The organism is Streptosporangium amethystogenes, from assembly GCF_000721075.1.
GTDB classification, from domain to species: domain Bacteria; phylum Actinomycetota; class Actinomycetes; order Streptosporangiales; family Streptosporangiaceae; genus Streptosporangium; species Streptosporangium amethystogenes.
In genome coordinates this window covers 76,695-93,749 of the sequence record NZ_JOEQ01000019.1, presented here as the reverse complement: position 1 = coordinate 93,749, position 17,055 = coordinate 76,695, and the positions used below count along the sequence as shown (strand labels likewise).

At 66.3% G+C, this 17,055-nt stretch carries 18 protein-coding genes; 5 read left to right on the top strand and 13 right to left on the bottom strand.

Features of this window, described 5'->3' with window-relative positions:
* Window positions 1-345 precede the first annotated feature (345 nt).
* Window positions 346-999: a hypothetical protein gene (locus tag IG98_RS50810; protein WP_157594512.1), complete on the top strand. Its 654-nt coding sequence runs from the start codon at window positions 346-348 to the stop codon at window positions 997-999.
* A 261-nt stretch (window positions 1,000-1,260) separates the two neighbouring features.
* Here IG98_RS50810 and IG98_RS0125735 read toward each other — a convergent pair whose 3' ends face one another.
* Together IG98_RS0125735 and IG98_RS0125730 are read right to left on the bottom strand one after the other, a co-directional pair.
* Entirely contained in the window at window positions 1,261-3,243 is a 1,983-nt protein-coding gene (locus IG98_RS0125735; protein ID WP_030917246.1) for an FtsX-like permease family protein, read from the bottom strand.
* Window positions 3,240-3,830 (bottom strand): ABC transporter ATP-binding protein, encoded by a 591-nt coding sequence (locus tag IG98_RS0125730; protein WP_245651712.1) that lies wholly within the window; start codon window positions 3,828-3,830, stop codon window positions 3,240-3,242. Before IG98_RS0125730 ends, IG98_RS0125735 begins: the two co-directional genes overlap by 4 nt.
* A 71-nt stretch (window positions 3,831-3,901) precedes the next feature.
* Here IG98_RS0125730 and IG98_RS47290 point away from each other — a divergent pair, with 71 nt between their 5' ends.
* A complete protein-coding gene (locus tag IG98_RS47290; protein WP_084195642.1) occupies window positions 3,902-5,629 on the top strand; it encodes a recombinase family protein in 1,728 nt (575 codons plus the stop codon).
* A 423-nt stretch (window positions 5,630-6,052) separates the two neighbouring features.
* Here IG98_RS47290 and IG98_RS0125715 read toward each other — a convergent pair whose 3' ends face one another.
* The 9 genes from IG98_RS0125715 to IG98_RS0125675 form a co-directional block, all read right to left on the bottom strand.
* Window positions 6,053-6,448 (bottom strand): hypothetical protein, encoded by a 396-nt coding sequence (locus tag IG98_RS0125715; RefSeq protein ID WP_030917237.1) that lies wholly within the window; start codon window positions 6,446-6,448, stop codon window positions 6,053-6,055.
* Complete coding sequence (locus IG98_RS0125710) at window positions 6,448-6,807, bottom strand: hypothetical protein (protein WP_030917234.1); 360 nt, start codon at window positions 6,805-6,807, stop codon at window positions 6,448-6,450. Before IG98_RS0125710 ends, IG98_RS0125715 begins: the two co-directional genes overlap by 1 nt.
* A gap of 16 nt (window positions 6,808-6,823) precedes the next feature.
* Window positions 6,824-7,315, bottom strand: a complete 492-nt coding sequence (locus tag IG98_RS0125705; protein ID WP_030917231.1) for a hypothetical protein — start codon at window positions 7,313-7,315, stop codon at window positions 6,824-6,826.
* A gap of 21 nt (window positions 7,316-7,336) precedes the next feature.
* Window positions 7,337-7,573 carry a hypothetical protein gene (locus IG98_RS0125700; RefSeq protein WP_030917228.1) on the bottom strand — a complete coding sequence of 79 codons (237 nt, stop codon included), beginning with the start codon at window positions 7,571-7,573 and terminating at the stop codon, window positions 7,337-7,339.
* Window positions 7,574-7,721: 148 nt separating this feature from the next.
* Window positions 7,722-9,368 carry a replication initiator gene (locus IG98_RS0125695; RefSeq protein WP_245651711.1) on the bottom strand — a complete coding sequence of 549 codons (1,647 nt, stop codon included), beginning with the start codon at window positions 9,366-9,368 and terminating at the stop codon, window positions 7,722-7,724.
* A gap of 41 nt (window positions 9,369-9,409) precedes the next feature.
* Window positions 9,410-9,622 (bottom strand): hypothetical protein, encoded by a 213-nt coding sequence (locus IG98_RS0125690; protein WP_157594511.1) that lies wholly within the window; start codon window positions 9,620-9,622, stop codon window positions 9,410-9,412.
* Window positions 9,613-11,049, bottom strand: a complete 1,437-nt coding sequence (locus IG98_RS0125685; protein ID WP_030917220.1) for an FtsK/SpoIIIE domain-containing protein — start codon at window positions 11,047-11,049, stop codon at window positions 9,613-9,615. Before IG98_RS0125685 ends, IG98_RS0125690 begins: the two co-directional genes overlap by 10 nt.
* A gap of 131 nt (window positions 11,050-11,180) precedes the next feature.
* Window positions 11,181-11,618, bottom strand: a complete 438-nt coding sequence (locus tag IG98_RS0125680; RefSeq protein ID WP_211264097.1) for a plasmid replication, integration and excision activator — start codon at window positions 11,616-11,618, stop codon at window positions 11,181-11,183.
* Window positions 11,619-12,318: 700 nt separating this feature from the next.
* Window positions 12,319-13,659 (bottom strand): NsdA family TPR-like regulatory protein, encoded by a 1,341-nt coding sequence (locus IG98_RS0125675; protein ID WP_157594510.1) that lies wholly within the window; start codon window positions 13,657-13,659, stop codon window positions 12,319-12,321.
* 379 nt (window positions 13,660-14,038) lie between these two features.
* Between IG98_RS0125675 and IG98_RS54355 the strand changes: the two genes are divergently transcribed.
* Genes IG98_RS54355 through IG98_RS0125660 form a run of 3 tightly spaced genes read left to right on the top strand, consistent with a single transcriptional unit; the run spans window position 14,039 to window position 15,902 of the window.
* On the top strand, window positions 14,039-14,161 hold the full coding sequence (locus IG98_RS54355) for a hypothetical protein (RefSeq protein WP_281178524.1): 123 nt from the start codon (window positions 14,039-14,041) through the stop codon (window positions 14,159-14,161).
* 14 nt (window positions 14,162-14,175) lie between these two features.
* Entirely contained in the window at window positions 14,176-14,307 is a 132-nt protein-coding gene (locus tag IG98_RS54350) for a hypothetical protein (protein WP_281178523.1), read from the top strand.
* Between the two features lie 38 nt (window positions 14,308-14,345).
* Window positions 14,346-15,902 carry an asparagine synthase-related protein gene (locus IG98_RS0125660; protein ID WP_157594509.1) on the top strand — a complete coding sequence of 519 codons (1,557 nt, stop codon included), beginning with the start codon at window positions 14,346-14,348 and terminating at the stop codon, window positions 15,900-15,902.
* On the opposite strand, the gene IG98_RS0125655 is transcribed toward IG98_RS0125660, so the two are convergent.
* Window positions 15,895-16,440: a hypothetical protein gene (locus tag IG98_RS0125655; RefSeq protein ID WP_030917212.1), complete on the bottom strand. Its 546-nt coding sequence runs from the start codon at window positions 16,438-16,440 to the stop codon at window positions 15,895-15,897. The two genes, IG98_RS0125660 and IG98_RS0125655, sit on opposite strands and share 8 nt — an antisense overlap.
* 24 nt (window positions 16,441-16,464) lie before the next feature.
* The gene (locus IG98_RS0125650; RefSeq protein WP_281178525.1) at window positions 16,465-16,902 is read right to left on the bottom strand and encodes an ATP-binding protein; all 438 of its coding nucleotides are present in this window, start codon (window positions 16,900-16,902) and stop codon (window positions 16,465-16,467) included.
* Window positions 16,903-17,055: the final 153 nt, after the last annotated feature.

The window sequence follows — 17,055 nt, the reverse complement described above, 5'->3', positions numbered from 1 at the left end:
TCCCGGCAGCGTCCCGGCGGGCCACGGTTCAGGAGAACGGATCGTGGCCCGTCGGCATCCCAGGCCATACCGGAACGTACGCCTGCGACCTCATCCGGCCGATGTCCGGCCTGACGTACGGCCGAGTGATCATTCAGAGGTCTTTGAGGGGCCGTGGCCTGGTCATCCAGGTACTCCACCACCGTGATCGTGTTCCGATCGACGTGGCGCCTTCTCACACCGGGACCGGTGACACGAAGGCCGCTCCACACGGAGGGTGATCATCAGAGCACGAACGGCATTTACGGCAGTTTTAGGTGGTCTGATGCATTGTTCTCCTATTACATGCTAGTGGGAGGAAGAAAGATGACCTCTGGGTCGGACGAATTCAGCACCGCGGAAATACTGGCGAACAAGCCACCCAGGCGCCGTATCCCCCGCTCCGCACTGCTCATCGCCACTACCGCGCTCGCCGTGGTCACGGGTGCCGGCGTCGCCACCGCGGCCGCGTTCTCGCCCGCGCCGTCCCCGACACCCACGACGGGCGACACCGCGACACCATCGGCGACACCTTCCGACACGGCGCCGGGACAGGATCGGGGCCGAGGCCACAGGATGGGCTTCGGCGGACCTTCCATCCATGGCGAGTTCGTGGTGCCCGACGGTGAAGGCAAGTACGTGACCGTCGCCACCCAGTACGGCGACGTCACGGCCGTCGGCCAGGACTCGATCACGGTCAAGAGCGAGGACGGCTACACCAAGGAGTACACGATCAACGGGGACACCCGGATCAACCGCCGCGGCGAGGACGGCGACGCGGTGAAAGCCGGGCAGAAGGTCATGGTCATGGCGAAGGTGGATGGCAGCACGGCCACCGCCGTCGCGATCCACGACGCGACCACGCGCGACGGGCAGGGCCGACACGGCAAGGGAGGCCACTGGTACGGCAAGGGAGACCGCCCACACCGAGACCACCAGTCCGGCCAGCCGTCGACCCCCTCACCCACGCCGACCTCCTGACCGCTGAGAATCACCCCCGTCCCATGCCGCCCGAGGTGACATGAGACGGGTTACTTCACGGACAGGTCACGTCCCGAAGAACCAGCGCAGACCCTGCGCCGACGCCTCGACCGCCCACCGACGACAGTCCTCGCCGGCAATGGGACTGGTGACCGACCAGGTGTGATCGCGCGAGCTCCGTATGTGATCCATGGGGACGCCGTCGACGGAGAAGACGGCGGTCCGAACACCGGCGATCTCGATGCCACGGGTTCGGCGATGTCAGTCCGGTCGTGGGGCCGGATTGGCGGTGACCGAACGGAGCAGGGGCCGTGACAGCGCACCCGCCCCCAGCACCCCGGCGAACCCCACGGCGACAGAGGTCAGCAGCGTGACCGCCCCGCTCACGCTCATCGCCGCGTACACGAACGGCAACGCGCAGAACATGCCGATCAGGATGGAACCGCCGCCCATCACCGCGAGGGGGACGAGAGTCTCGGTACGCCGCGCCCTGTCCAGCACTTCGAGCGGGGTCCCGGCCAGGCGGAGCAGGGCGTACGCCTGCCGCCGGTCGAGCACCGACGAGGCAGCCGTGATCCCCGCGCTCGCGATCGCCACCAGGAAGGAGACCCCGAGCACGACCAACGTCCCGGTGCGGACGTCGTCGAGCAGACGGATGCCCTGCCACTGGTCGTCCACCGGCGAGGCGGCGATGCGCCCCGGCACCAGACCGGCGAGTGCCGTACGGGCGGTGTCGATCCGCACGGTGTATCCGTCACCCGAGGGCAGGCTGATCGTGAGCGTCCTCTCCTTCGCCCGGCCGGACCCCGACCTGTCGGAGGTCTTGACGTGAGCGTCGATCCCGGCTCCGGAGAGCCGTTCCCTCGCCTGCTCCGCGAGGGCGGCCGCCTGGGCGTCGGGGACCACAAGGCGCAGGCCGGCCGTGGAGGGGGGAACGCCCAGCAGGTCGGACGACGGGCTCAGCAGCCCGACGAACCCGGCGATGAAGCCGGTCAGTGCCACTCCGCTGACGGTCCGCCAGGCCGACCTCGGGTCGTCGACCAGGCGGCGGCCGGCCAGCAGCCTGGCGGGCCGCCGTGCCGTACGGGTGGTGATCCGGCCGATGACGCCCACCACCCAGGGCCCGACGAGGTTGACGCCGAGGAAGGCCAGCCCGAGCACGCCCACGACGACGGTTGTCGACGTGCTCCGGGACGACAGCGGGACGGCGATCAGGATCACGAACAGCGCGACCACCCGGACGAACCGCATCGCGGGCGGCGTCTCCCGTTTCGCCACCCCGAGCGGGCTGACCACCACCCGCCGCAGCCCGACCACCGCCGACAGGCCGACCAGCAGGGGTACGGCCAGCAGTACGCCGAGCACGGGGAGGACTCCGGGCCACAGGTCGGCGGCGAACCACGACCCGCCGGCCATCTCGATCCGGCTCAGCAGCGGAATGGCCGCGCCGTACAGCACCAGGCCGAGCACGGCCCCGCCGAACGCCGTGATCACCGCCTCGGCGACCGTCATCATGACGACCTGCCACGGCGTCGCCCCCACCAGCCTCAGCGCGGCCAGCCGCTGGTCCCGCCGCGCCACGGTCAGCCGGGCCGCCGCGCCCCCGAACACGAGCAGCGGCACGACCATCAGCACGCTCGCGATGAGCGCCATGATCTGGTAGACGACGGTCTCGTCACCGGCCCTCCCCGTGAAATCGCTGATCTTCGTTGGCGGCGTGGACGTCAGCGGGTGGTCCGCCCGGGAGGCCGCCATCGCGGGGTCGGCGGCCGTGCGTCCCACGACGGCGACGAGCTCGTCCGGGTACAGCAGCCCGTCGTTCCCGATCGTGCCCGCCACCTTGCCGGGGAAGCGCGCGGCGAGCTGCTCGGCCGGTAGTTCCCTCATCAGCCCCGCGAGCCCCGGCGACACCCACACCTCACCCGGCCTGGGCATCCGGTTCATCCCCGGCGGCCTCACCCCGGAGACCTCCCGCAGCGGCGCGACGTCCACAACCGTGATGCTCAGGTCCCGGACATAGTCCTTGGCCGTGGCCTCGATCGCGACGGGCGTCCCCTTGGCCTCCACCGGGTTGCGCCACGCCTCCCGGTCGGCGCGCGCCGCAAAGGCCACGTTGGCGGCCAGCGCGAACACCAGCAGCGCCGACGAGATCGCCACGGCTGCGGCCGTCAGCCCCGTCCCCAGCATCGACTGGCGTCCGCCACCGCGGAGCAGCCGCCAGCTCAGCTCCAGCAGGTTCCTCACGCGTTCCCCCCGGACAGCGTCTGGGTACGGTCCTGCCTCTGGCCAGGTGCGAGGATCATGCCGTCGCGGACCTCGACGACCCGGTCACACCACCGGGCCACCTCCGGGTCGTGGGTGACGACGACCAGGGACGCGTCGTGGTGCTTGGTGGCCTCGACCAGGATGCGCATGATCTCATGACCGGTGGCCTGGTCGAGGGCGCCGGTGGGCTCGTCCGCGAAGATCACAGCGGGGCGGGTGACGAGCGCGCGGGCGATCGCGACCCGCTGTGCCTGCCCTCCGGACAGCTCGCCCGGCCGCCGCCCCTCCATCCCGCCCAGTCCGAGCGGCCCGAACCACGCCCGCGCCTCCTGTACGGACCGTCCTCGCGCCATCCCGCCTAACATCAGCGGCAGCGCGACGTTCTCGTCCGCCGGTAGTTCGGGCAGGAGCTGCCCGAACTGGAACACGAATCCGAACCGGGTACGGCGCAGCGTGCTGCGATCCCGCTCCCCCATCGTGTCGATCCGTTCCCCCAGCAGACGCACCTCTCCGGAATCCGGCTTCATGATGCCCGCGAGACAGTGGAGCAGAGTGGATTTGCCCACCCATGGGTTATTGCACTTCTTTTTCCTAGAATGAAGGGGTAGGGAAAAGCGGAGGGAAAGGGACGGCAGTGATGGCATCCAAGACCAAGGCCCCCAGTAAAGCCGTGATCGAGCAGCACGCGCGCATCACGGTGATCAAGGAAGCGATGCTCAACGGCGCCGCCATGTCGATCAACGGCATCGCCGGACAATGGAACACCGCAGGCGATGTGTGGACCGCCGACGACCCCTCAGTAGGTAACACCTTGATCCTGGTTCGGATCTCCGACGCCGAGGAAGAGGAGGTCAACGGTGTAGCCCGCCAGATCGAGGACACCTGCAATCTGACCGCCCGTCGCGGCGCGAGGGTCGGCATGATCCTTGTCGAGAACGACACCTCAGCGTTCAAGCGCCGCAAGATCGAGCTGCCCAACGGAGAGACCCAGCTCCGTACCGTACGCCCGAAGTTCCGGCGTGCTCTCAAGCTGCTCAGCGAGGGCAGGTTCCGCCGGTTCACGACCTACCACCTTGACCGCACGGTCCGTGACCCGAGGGACTTGGAAGACCTGATCGACGTGGTGGAGGGGTCGCGCCCGCGCATCATCGCCGATTCGTTCACGGGCAGCCTGCGCTTGGCCAATGACAGTGACATCACCTCTGCCCGGATTCACTGCGCCATCGCCAACCAGGCATCACGTGACACCGTGCGCCGAGTCTCCCGCACCCGCAAGCAGCAGGCCCAAGAGGGACGTTTCGGAGGAGGCAGGCGACGCTACGGGTTCGAGCCCGACGGGACCACGCACCGCCCGCAGGAAGCCGACGCCATCGCCCGTTACCACGCCATCGCGCTTACGGGTGTGTCCGTCAAGGAGATCGCACGCGACATGAACGCGGCAGGTCTGCTTACGACCACCGAGAAGCCGTGGACATCGCAGCTGGTACGCCCGATGCTGCTACGCCCTTGTATCGCAGGGCTTAGCGTGCATCGAGCAGGGGTTCCCGTTGACCTTCCCCAGGAAGAGGGAGACGAGGAGGGGGAGGAGGAGATTGCCGCCATGCCCCGGCATTACACGCCGGATGATGTGGTCGGCACCCTGCCCGGTGATCCGATCGTCGATCCCGACGACTATTGGAGGCTGGTGAACCTGTGGACCGACCCCGACCGCTACACCACCCTAGGAAACACGCCCCAATCGCTCGGATCATGCATCTACCGGTGTCCGTGTGGGGGAACGGTGACCACGCAGAACAAGAAGTGGAAGCGCAAAGACCCAAAGACCGGCGAAGTCATCCGGATCGATGTGGAGGAGGCATATCGCTGTCCAGGGTTCGGGAAAGGGCACGTTGTGTGTCAGCGTGCGGAGCTTGACGCACTGGTCACCGCAACGATCAAAGAGCTGATTCGCATTTCCGACCCTGCCGACATCATCGGCCACCCCACCACCGCAGAAGCCGACATCCCCGCTCTCCGCGCGGAAATGGCGACGCACGAGGCACGGCTACGGGAGATCAGCGCGGACCGCGAAGCCGACTTGATCAGCCGGGCACAGATGATCGACATGACCGCTAAGCGCCGCAAGAAGATGGAAGCGACGAAGGCCAAGCTTGACCAGGCGCTTGAGGATGTCCACCCCGCCGCGAAGCTGATCGGTGCAGAGGACATCGACGCCGCATGGGATGCCCTCACCCTTGGCGAGCAGCGGGAAATCTGCCGCCGCATGCTGGTCGTGACCATCCAGCCTCTCGGACGGGGAAGGCGTGCACCGGTCCGTGAGCGGGTCACTATCACCAAGCGTCACCGTGACGCGCAGACCACTTAAGACAGCAGTGAGCCCCGGACCCTCGTATAGGTCCGGGGCTCACTACTGTTTCAGAAGACCAGCCGCCTAGCCTGCCCTACATGACGCATCAGCGGTGGTTCTTGAAGACCAGCGCCAGGTAATCCCGGTCATCATCGGCCAGCGGCCCCAGTCCGGCCACCGTCCGCCGCACCCATTCCCGATCTTCGTCGGTCAACTGATAGACCGTCCGCCGCCGCGTAACACTCCGTTGATCCCTACGTCCCCTGCGACTACTATCCGTAGCTGCCGAGTTGCTCCGCCCCTCCTCTCCGTACCCCACCCGCCCACCCAGGCGTTATCGGTGCTTCGCACGCCTGCCTCAGCGCGCCCCTCTCGGACGAGCTGATCTATCCGGCGCATCTACCACCCACGCTTGCCGCACCTTCGACCAGCACGCCGACCTCAACGCCCCTCCTCACCCCCCTCCACCACCGGCGCGCTGCTACGCCTCGTGGGCAGACCATCCACCCAATGCCAGGTACGCCTCACGCCCCGAGCCGTGCGCCCCACCCACGCCTCAGCCACTCCCGGCCGCTCTGACTCCACCGTGGCCCAATGCGCCACCTGCACCCACGTCGCGCTCAGCGTCCACATGACCCCGTCCGTCCCGTCATCCAGGCGCGTCCCGACCTGATACACCGTCACCTTGTCCGGGCCGATCGACTCCGGCGGCCTACCACCAGCCGAGACATCGCTGTACGCCCCGGTCAGCTCCGCACGGTCCGAACCACTCTCCTGAACCCAACTGAAGACCACCGCCGCCCCCACCAGCAGCGCGATGACCACGAACACCGTCATCAGCGGAAAGTCCGGCTCAGATAACCACGCAGGTACACCCGTGTCCTACCGTCCTTGCCCGAGAGATAGACCTCCTTGCCACCGTTGTGCAGTGACTCCTTAATGGCCAGATCCACAGCATCCGCATCAAACGTCTCGATCACATGCGACTCGCCGCCCAAAGCCCCGACGACGTAGCGATCTGCGGACTGATCGGCAAAACGAGGCTTAAGAGCGTCGTACCGCTCCGCGCTCTCCGCACGCCACTTGTCGTCTTTCCTGCTCTGATACCACAGGTAGGCGGGTATGAAGATGGCCAATACAGCAAAAGCCAGCAGAAGATGCGTATCGGTGACACCGACACCCGCAGCATGGTGCATAAGAATGTCCCTTCCCTCAGTGGCTGTCTTTGCCGTTACTGTCACTAGATCCATGAGCCCTCAGCGCTGACTGCCACGACCAGGGATACACGGTCTTGCCCGCCAGCCGTCCGTCCTCCCACGTCCACGCCGTACTGATCCGCGCCCCCCGGTCCTCATACACCGCCATAGCCGCCACCCCCGGCCTCTTCGAGGCTTGTTGCCCCCATTCCTCTAACTGCGGCCACGAGACCAACCACTCTTGGACGGCGCTCTCCTCTTCGAATTCCTTCGTGATCGTGCTGGCCGTGATCGTGCTGATCACATAGGGGCGCACCGGCCACGGCACACCCGACAACGACGCCCGCTCATGCGCCACCCCCTGCGCCGCCGGACGCCGCCGATCAATCCGCCGGTTTCGAATCCGCCGCGTCATCCACCAGCCCACCAGCATGACCACAAACACCACACCCAGCGGGATCAGCAGCACCTCAACCGCAAAAACCTCACCCATCGTGATCAGCCCCATTTCCTTTCGATGTCCGCCCGCTTATTCGTAGTGCGTGCGCCGACGCTCCCGCCACACCCGTCGTGCCTGCTGCTCTTCCATCAGCTCACGCGCGTCCGAGTCCGACAGCCCTTGCTTCTTTCGCCACTCCCTATCACCCCACCACTCCCACGCCCGACGAACCGAACTGACGAGCATGATCAGCCCGCAGATGATGAACAGGCCCCAGTGGAACCAGGTGATTTGCGTTTCTCTCTCCACGATGTGCAGCCAGACCATTCGCTACCTTCCTCCCTGACTCATAACCCATTGCCACATTTACCGTTCCGGCCCCGACTTTTCGCCCCCCTATCGGGACATTCACATTTCCCGTTCCTCCGTCATCAAAGGCGCTTCGCACGCCCTCTCCGCCCGGCGACCCTCACCGCTAAACGATCTTCGCCGACCCGCAGCCGGCCGACGCCATGATCATTTGGTCTTCCCCCAGCTCAGGAGGCAGATCGACCTCTCTTGCCCGCGCCTGCAACTCCGCCAGATGCGCCCGCCACGCCTGCGCCCGAGCCACCTCCCGCAGCAACCGCACCCGTCGTGTCGGCAAGGAGACATCCCCCACCGGGACCGGACGCCAGATGTAGCGGCCCACCTCCCGCACCCCGCCGTCCTCACCGGCCAGGCCCAGCACTTCCAGCACCCAGGCCCGCCGATCCTGTCGATGCTCACCCAGCGACTTGTTCGACCACTTACGCGAGACCAGCACCCGCCGCCCGCCGTACCCCAGGTGTTCGGGCTTGTGCGCCTTGCCCCGGCACCGGCCCGGCACCATGCCCGCCTTAGCCCCCTTCGGCTGCACACCGAACCGCAACCAGTTCGCACACGCCGCAGAACACGGCTCATACCTCAGCGCTTCGACCAGCCGCGCCGCGTGCGCCGCCCGCGCGTGATCCTCCGCCCCGATGCCCCCGCCGAGACTCTTGGTCAGGTACTTGGCCAAGTAGCGGATGCGCTGGTCAGCATCCGGCGTCCCCGCCAACACCCCTTGCATGTCCATCTGGTCGCCGAAACGCGCCACGTGCAGCGGAGTCGCCTCATCATCGGCATCCAGCCGGGCCAGCGCCTCATCCCACGACGGCAGCACCTCACCCGTGGACGGGTCCACGTACCCGCCCTCACCGTCTTCGCCGTCGCCCGCCACCCAGACCGGCAGGCACCCCGCCGGATAGCGCACCTCATCACACGGCGGCCACCACACTTGGTGATACGTGGCAGCCACCACCGCCCGCAGATCCGCCCGGCTCACCGTGCCCCGCACCGCCATATGCAGATGTACCGCCAACCGCCGTTGCGGCTCCACGGAGGCGAAGTACTGCACGTCGAACCCCGCCACCCGCCGCAGGTTCTGCACGAACCGATCCACCAGCTTGGAAAAGTGGATCGCATCCCGTGCCGCCCGCCGGTAGTCGTAGGTGCCCGGATCGATCGGAACGCCGTTGCGCACCCTGCCGTAAGAGGGCAGCGTCAGCGTGACGAACATCGACGGCCTGTAGGCCCGCCCGTCCGGCGCCGCGTAAGTCCGCCCCACCGTCGAGGAGCTTCGCTGCCGACGAGGCAGGTCCGGCGCGTCCTGACGACGCCGAGTCGATCGTGTCCGCTTGACCGGCACGGCCCGCCCCAGCACGTCACCCCCGAGCCCGGACCGCTCGATCTCCGCATCCAGATCAGCTATCGCCAGGCCGATAGCGTCGGTGCTCTCGCCCAGCTCCGCCGCCTCAGCCCGCCACGCCTCCCACTGCGCCCGCACCATCACCAGGCGACGCTGTTCCTCCGTCGCTTCCGCAGGAGCCCGGACCGGTTCGGCTTCCATGTGCCAGCCCTCCCGGCACTGCACCGCCCGCAACGCTTTCGCCCGCCGCGCACACGGCGGGCACTTGCTTTCCTGCGTCGAGCCGCACGGCAGGTTCACGATCTCCGCCGAGCTGCTGTGCGTGTCCGTCACCCGCATAGGGATGCTGTGCAGGCACACCCCGTTCTCGATCGCGACCTGTTCGACCACCTCTGTCGCGAGGGTTTGGGCCATCCGCAGCGCCCGCGATACCGCCCCCGGCTGAGAGACCTCCGTCAAACGGCCCACCCCTCGTACTCGTCGTACTCACCCGCCATCTCCGCCCCGTCCTCCGCGTGCTCGTACTCCATCGGGTAAAGGACCGCCTGCTGACCGCAGCCACGGCATTCGGCCACCCCCCGCACGATGTCCACGAAGATCTGACCCACCGCCCCGCACACCGCGCACCCCAGCTCAGCCAGATAACCGCTCAGCCCTCTCACAGCCATGCCTCCCGTACGTCCGAATACCGCATGATCATTTGCTTGATGTCGTCATCGCTGACGTATGCCGCCCGCACCCGCAACGGTTCCGGCGAGGTCTCCAGCCGCACGAACGCCGTCCCCGCACCGACCGAGGGGTCTGCCGGATCACGGGCGATCTGGTCGGCCAGCGCGCCCCGCTCCCGAGCCCCATCCCCCAGAACCATGTCCACCTGTTCGGCCTCATCCAGCCGAAGCGCGATCTTGTCGGGGAACAGGTTGCGGATGTTCATCACTTCCTTGCGCGGGTCCTGGAGTGCCGCCATCACCCCGATGCCCACCGCGCGACCCTGTGTGGTCAGCGTCGCCAGCGCCGCCATGATCCGCGCCTTAAGACCCCTGTCCGGCTGATACGCCGTCAGGAACGCCACCTCATCGACCAAGACGAGGATGAACGGGTCATCGAGCGTGGGCAGGTGGGAGCGCTGTACCCCGGCGTAGCGGTCCGCCCGCTCCTGCATCACCTCAACCGCGCGTTCCAGCAGCTCCGCGCACTCCTCCGGCGTCGCGGCGTACTCATTCAGCAGCGCCTTACCGAAGGACAACTCCATTCGTTTGGGGTCCAGCCCCCACACCTGCGCCAGCCCCACATCCAGCGCGGGCAGCAGCCCCCGCACCGTGCCCCACAGCCACGAGCCCTTACCCGCGCCCGTCGCCCCCGCGATCAGCACATGTGTCCCATGCACCTTGAGCCGGTACGGGGTGCCGTCCTCACAGGCGCCGATCTCCACCGACCCCACCACCGGCCGACGCGGTATCGGCCGCGCCTGCAACGGCTCAGCCAGCGGATCACGCCGAGGGAAGGTCAACGTCACCCACCCCGGTCGAGGCGACGAGACGCGACACCAGGTCGAGCCGAAGCCATGCGCGAGATTAGCCGCCCGATCCGCCCAGTCCTCATCACTCTGCCCCGCCAGCATCCGCACCGTCACCGCATCAGCCCACGACGAGCAGCGCACCCGCAACAGCCCCGGCGTCCACGTCCGCCCGGTGATCGACCGACTCAGACCCGACACCGCCAGCACCGACCGCCACCGGCGACGGTAGACCCACACCCACCGCCACCACGCCACCAACGGCCAGCCCAGCACCCGCATCCCCAACGCAGGCCACAACCCCGCCCACGTGCTCACCGCGCAGACGATCGACCCCACGACGATCAGCGCCAGCCGCCAGCCCAGCGCATAAACCATCCCCGACGCCAACCCCACCAGCGAGCACGCGACCGGATGACGCACCACCAGATGCACCACCCCCACCACCAGACGCCACCCCAAGATGAGCAGCGTCACGACCGCCGGAGTACGAACCACGGTCGGCGCGAACACCACCGCCGTCTCCGGAGTGGTCGAGACCAGGCCCACCGTTTCCGAGCCCGGCAATTTACGCAGCACGAACTAACCGCCTCTCTGAAAACCGCGAATGACGACGAGAAAGGTCGCAAATAGCGACAGAAGGTGATCGGGAACGCCGATAAGGCGGGAGCCGCCGACGAGCAACAGTCAGCAGCCCCCGCCTAACCCGCCTACGGGTTAATGGGGTCGCGTCCCTTCGTGGCCTTGACAGGCATAGGGACCGCGCGAATCGCCGTCGCACGATAGGACAGTGCGATCTTGTTACCGTTGAGCCACGGTGTGATCGTCAGCCCGTCCAGCACCAAAGGCACGAACGGAACACCGACAGCCGCCAACTCCGCAGGCAGCTCAGGCAGCACCGGCATTTCCGCCGCACTGATCTTGATCTGCATGGACTTGTTCGCGGCCCTGGCGGACGGGTCCGCATCCAGCACCGAGACCGCCCAGATCGGCAGCCCCGTCTCCTTGTCGCGCTGCTGGACTGGTCGTGTGGGCGTAGACGCCTCAAAGTCCGCAACCGCTGTCACTTCACCCGAGGCATAACAGCCATACGGGAAAAGATCTTCGAACCGTACAGGGATGCGTCCTCCCTGTAGTGCCAATTCCACACTCCCTTGTTCGGTGGCGCTTGTGAATTGACCAACGGGCGACCCCTATTCCGCGTTCCTCCCACAGCGGACAAACACTCTTTATGCGCCCTTTACGGACACCCAAAAGCGCTTTGACCGTCTCTGTCAGCGCTTCACGGACCACGCGCACCACTGGATATCAGCCTCACCAGCACTCATCCCAAAGCCCTACTAATAGGGCATCTCGGGTGTGTTCTAGGTCACAACACGACCGAAAAGGGTCCACGCGAAGCCATGCCAAGTTGCCGAATTAATCTTATTAAGGTCAAGCAGGCGGCAGCGCTCCGCGCCGCCGCCCGGCGGGGCATGCCCGCCCCCGCCGGACGGACATCGAGGCCGGGCATGCGGCGTGGCCGCCGGTCCCGCCCCGCGCCCGCCCACCGGGGACGGGCAGACCCCGCCGCCCACCGCACCAGCCCACCGCCGCACCGAACGCGCCCGCCTACCGGGGGACGCGCCGCCGCCGGGAACGATGCTTACTCCCCGAAAGCGTCACCATCCAGGCGGGGCCGTGCCGTTCTCTCAGATGCATTCGTCTTTCCGCCGCGTTGGCGCCGGCCGAACTCCCTTGCGGTCGCCCTACGGGTGCCTTCGGCATTCCGCCGGCCCCACCGCTCCCGTACAGGCTCCTGTCCGTAGCGCATGGTTGCTCTACCCAGCGCAGGTACCCATCACCAAGTCACGCAGCGATCCGTTCGATGTAGTTAGCGGCAACGCGCGCGTCTGCTTGGGCGAGGAGATCGCCGATGGCGGCGGCTTGTGTCAGGAGCAATGGAACCCGCTGATGCGCCGTAAGGCTGGTAATCGCTCCGGCTGCTGTGTCGGCGGCGGCGTCGATCTCGTCACGAGCAATGAGGAACCGTGCCCGGTCTAGGAGGATGAGCGGCCGGTCCATCGGATCGTCATCGGGATAGCCATTCAAGGCGATTTGCTGGGCGTCCCACGCATCAGCCGAATCGGTCACGGTGAGAACTTGGCTGGTGTACATGGCCAGCTCACGGCGAGGAAACCCAAAGAACGTCTCATGCTGTTGAGCTGGGGTGAGCTTGTCGGCAAGCGTCTGCGCCTGACGTAGGGCTTGCCTTGCTTCAGTATGGCGGCCGAGTTGGGCATGGGCGCGAGCGACGAGCCCAGCCAGTTGCGCCGCACCGGGTCCAGCCTCCCGGATGGCAGGGGCAGCCCGATCGGCGATTGCGATCACATGAGCGAGTTGCGGTGAGTACAACGCGGTCATGGCTTGGGCCATGACGATCCAGGCGGAAGTCTCGTTGTCGCCTGACAGGTCAGCCAGACGGGCAGCGGTGTGGAGCCATTCGCGGGCATCTCGGTCGTGGCCCAGGTCGGTATGTGCCGCCCCGATCAATCCCGCAAGGCGAGCCGCGGTGACATGCAGGTCCCGCTGATGAGGATGGGTTCGGCATAGTTCGGCGAGCGCGGCCATGTCCGGAGTGAGGCCGGTCAGTAGTTCAGCCGGTGAAGTGTGGCCGTAGGTGCTGGCATGACCAATAACGACGTCATGCCAGTGATCCACGTCGGCGGTGCTGATGGTGACGCCAAGGTGACTGTCGAGCCCTTTGCGGACGTCCTCCAAGGTGATCATTGGGGCTGCTGCTGCAAGGCCCAGGAACGTGCGTCGCTTCAAAGGGTCCTCCTCAGACTCGGCGTACGCCGGGTAGGTGCTGACGGGGTCGTCGCCGAGACCAAGACGGTCCACATTGGTGCGATACCAGCGGGTCAGGAGCCGCCGGTAGAACGGGCCGGGACGTTCTTTGCCGTGTTCCCACCGAGAGAGCTGCTGGCAAGAGACGGCGCATGACTGTCCATCGTCTGAAGCCAAGCCCTGCAAGCCCTGACACACCTGTTCTTGAGTTACCCCCATCGCCAGACGCCACGCCATGAGCAGTGTCGGAGTGTCCGCCTGCTGCTGAATTTCACTGGTCAGTCGCCATGACGACCACTGCCGATCGGCCGCTGTCTTCCGGAGCCGATCAACGATCTGCGCACGCGGGTGGGGGGCCACACCTCGACCGTAACAGCGGACAAGCGCCCCGTGAAGTTGCGTCTTTCCCGCAACCCACGGCCACCCAGCTACCAATACCGCCGCAACATTCCCACTCGCCACGATCGCCTCAACACCGCAGACCACAGCCGAAGGAGGCGCAACGGTGACGATCCCCACGATGCAGCAGAGGCCCCGAACGCAGGAACAGACCCGACCCGCATCGACCAGACCGGCACGGCAGGAGAGCCCGCCGAGGCTGATTCAGGCAGGCGGCCTCTGTAGGACCTGCGGCGGGGCCGGAACCGTCTCCACGAATCAGGGCCTGAAGACCTGCCCGGCCTGCGGAGGCTCTGGCAGCAGGTAGCCGGTGAGCCTCACCAGTAGGGAGGAAAACCGGGTGAGTGCAATGAACGACGTGTTCCGCAGTGTGCCCCGCAGCATGGCCGTTCCGCTGGCCGAGCGGTACGAACACAAGAAGTTCGCGGGTACGAGCGACACGGCCCACACCAAGGACGAATGAAGGAGGTGAATCGGATGAACACGATGAACCACATATTCCAGGGTGCGCCACTCGTCAGGGCGGTATCCCTGGTCGAGCGGCACGACTACAAGAAGAAGGCGGGCTCCAGCGACACGGCCCACACACAGGACGAAATCATCACCTGATCCGGTGGGGTCTCGGCGGCAGGAGTCCGCAAGAGGACATGTTCGCCGAGACCCCGCCTTTCGCATGGGAAGGCCCTGTCATGTTGACCTTGTGTATCAACCCCGCTGATCTCATCCAGGGATGGCGCTGGAACGGTGACCGCTACGTCGCTGGAAGGTCGTGGCTGGCTCCGTTCACTCACCCTGCACTGGAGCACCACCTTTACACCGGACCCGAGAGAACAACGATCGTCATCCGTGAACGCCGCACCGGTAGCCCTCCTACGGTTATCACCCCAGAGGCATGGGACGGCCCGATCATCATGGTTTCTACAACCCCGTCCGGGCGTGTGGCCATCCAGACCGGTGCATCGGTCGTCGTCCCGCTGTATACGACCGTGGACGGGACCGGCGTAATTCACGCCTCATGGGACCTGAACGACCTACGAGGCCGCACCCCGTCTGACCGTTTGAATGAGGTGGAGGTGGCGCGACTGCTCGCCTTGTGGCTGCGCTACACGCCCGCAACTTTCCTAGACGACGTCGTCCGACTGACCGAGCGCGCAACTCTCACCATCGAGCACAGCAGGTTTCACCTGCTCTTCCCGGATGACGGAGTTCACTACACGCCACGTGAAGTCCAGCCGGACGCCGACGTGATCGCCGCATTCGACCAGCTTCTCAGCGAGGCGATCGAGCATCGCGTCTACGATCCGGACGCGGTGTTGGTCGAGGTATCCGGCGGCGCGGATTCGGCCCAGGTCGCCCTATCTCTGACCGCCCGGCATCCAGGCCGGTTAACCGCCGCCGGAATGCTGCTTCCTGGCCTGATTGGCAAGCAGCAGGCATACCGCCGCGATGCACTGATAACCGGCCGATTCGCCCAAGACGTGACAGTCGCAGCGCTACCGCCGATGCACCCGAAGGGAATCCGCGCAACCAGGCAGACAGTCAGCCCCTATGAAGAGCCCTACACCGAGGCCACCACGGCAATGCTGCACGCTGCCGCCGCCGGACGGCAGGCAACGGTGTGGTCGGGGATCGGCGGTGACGAGATGCTTGCCCTGTCCTCCAGCGAACGGGAACGACTGCCAATCGGCCACGGCCGGGACGTGAACGGCTGGCTTTCGAACAAGACCGTTGCCCTACTGGAAACCGCTGATGAAGGGTTGCCGCCGGTGTCAGTGGTCAACGAAATGACCCTTCTCGCGTTCGGCTACCGGGCGCCGATGATGCTCCGGGCGAACTGCTGGCCAATGCATCTCTTGGCCGATCCGGCGCTGATCCGGTTCGGGGAATGGCTACCGGTGCAGTGGCGGCGCGGCAAGCGACTCGCCCGCGCCCGATTGGAGCGCGCCGGATTCGCCCCCGAGGTGGTTTACCCGGCGGTATCGGAGAACTTCGCCGACCTCATGCGTACGGCCATCACTCGCCATGTGACCCCATGGCTACGGTTGATGCTCGCCCAGGGCGGGGTTCTGCTGGACTGCGGATTCATCGCCCCAGACGGGCTCACCGCCACACTCGATCGAATCGAGACCGGCGGCTACGTCGAACGAGACGCCGAGCTATTCGACCTGCTCATGGTCGAACAGGCCGCCGCCGCGTTCAGGTAAGGCTCATACCGAGGGACGGCAGATGGGGTTGCAGCTCAGCACAACGAGCCAGCGCGTATCCGGTTACGCCATCCTGCTGGAAGGTCCGCACCACCCGCCAGCCTTGCGTCTCGTAGTAGGCAACGAGGCCGGGGAACGGGCCAGTGCCCCGCCTCACCCAAGATCGACCCTGAATCGCCGCTTGGTGTAGTGCCCACCACGCGATCAAACTGCCCGGCTTGTGGTGGGCATAGGCAGGGTCGGTCACGGTCGTGGCCAAGAACAGCGCAGACTCGGCACGCTCGGTTTCATCCGGCCAGCCAAGTGATGGCGTGTTCTCAAACACGCTCGTCACTCCGGCCACGATCCCGGAAGTGGTATGCACCAGTGCCCACACCGGGATGCCTGAGATGCCTGCCTGTCCGGCGAGCATGTCGGCGTTCTCGTGCCAGCCATCCCAGCCTTCGATCTCGCGTTCACGCATCCAGGCAGCACGTGTCCGGATCAGGTCAGTGATAGGGGCGATGTCGTCAGCGGTCGCGGGACGCATCTTGAACATGCAGGCCACCGTATCCACTCGCCATCACATCCAGGATCGATCTGGTCGTGAGGGGAGCACGTCGCAGGCGAGTTGGAACCAGACCGCCCCGCCCGCTTCATCGTCGTGATGAACTCCCCATGAGGTTGCGAGCAGATCCACCAGCCACAGGCCCCGCCCGCCGTCGCTGTCCGCCCCAGGCATACGCAAGGCCGGTTCACTCGTGGCTGACCCGTCGTCGGTCACCTCCACGTGGATCACTCCCGGAGCGCAGGCCACGTACACCGTCACCAGCCCGTCTGTCTTGCGCCCGGAGTCCGAATGAATCACCGAGTTAGTGACCACTTCGCTCACCAGTAACAGGACATCGTCCAGTACCACAGTCTTGATCCGTCCCACGAGCAGGTTCCGCGCCCATGCCCGCGCTGTCGGTACCGAGAGTTCTTCGCCTGGGAACTTTGTAAACCCTATCCGGCGTAGCACGCTCGCACCGGAGCCCTCCGACGCTCTCACTGCGTCACCTTCCAGATACACTCAGGCGCGTCAGCGTCAAGCGCCTGCACGCGCTGAGACCGGCTCCGGCCCCAGGTGAAGAACCAGCTAGCGTCATGCATCGACGCCCTGATCTTCAACGGC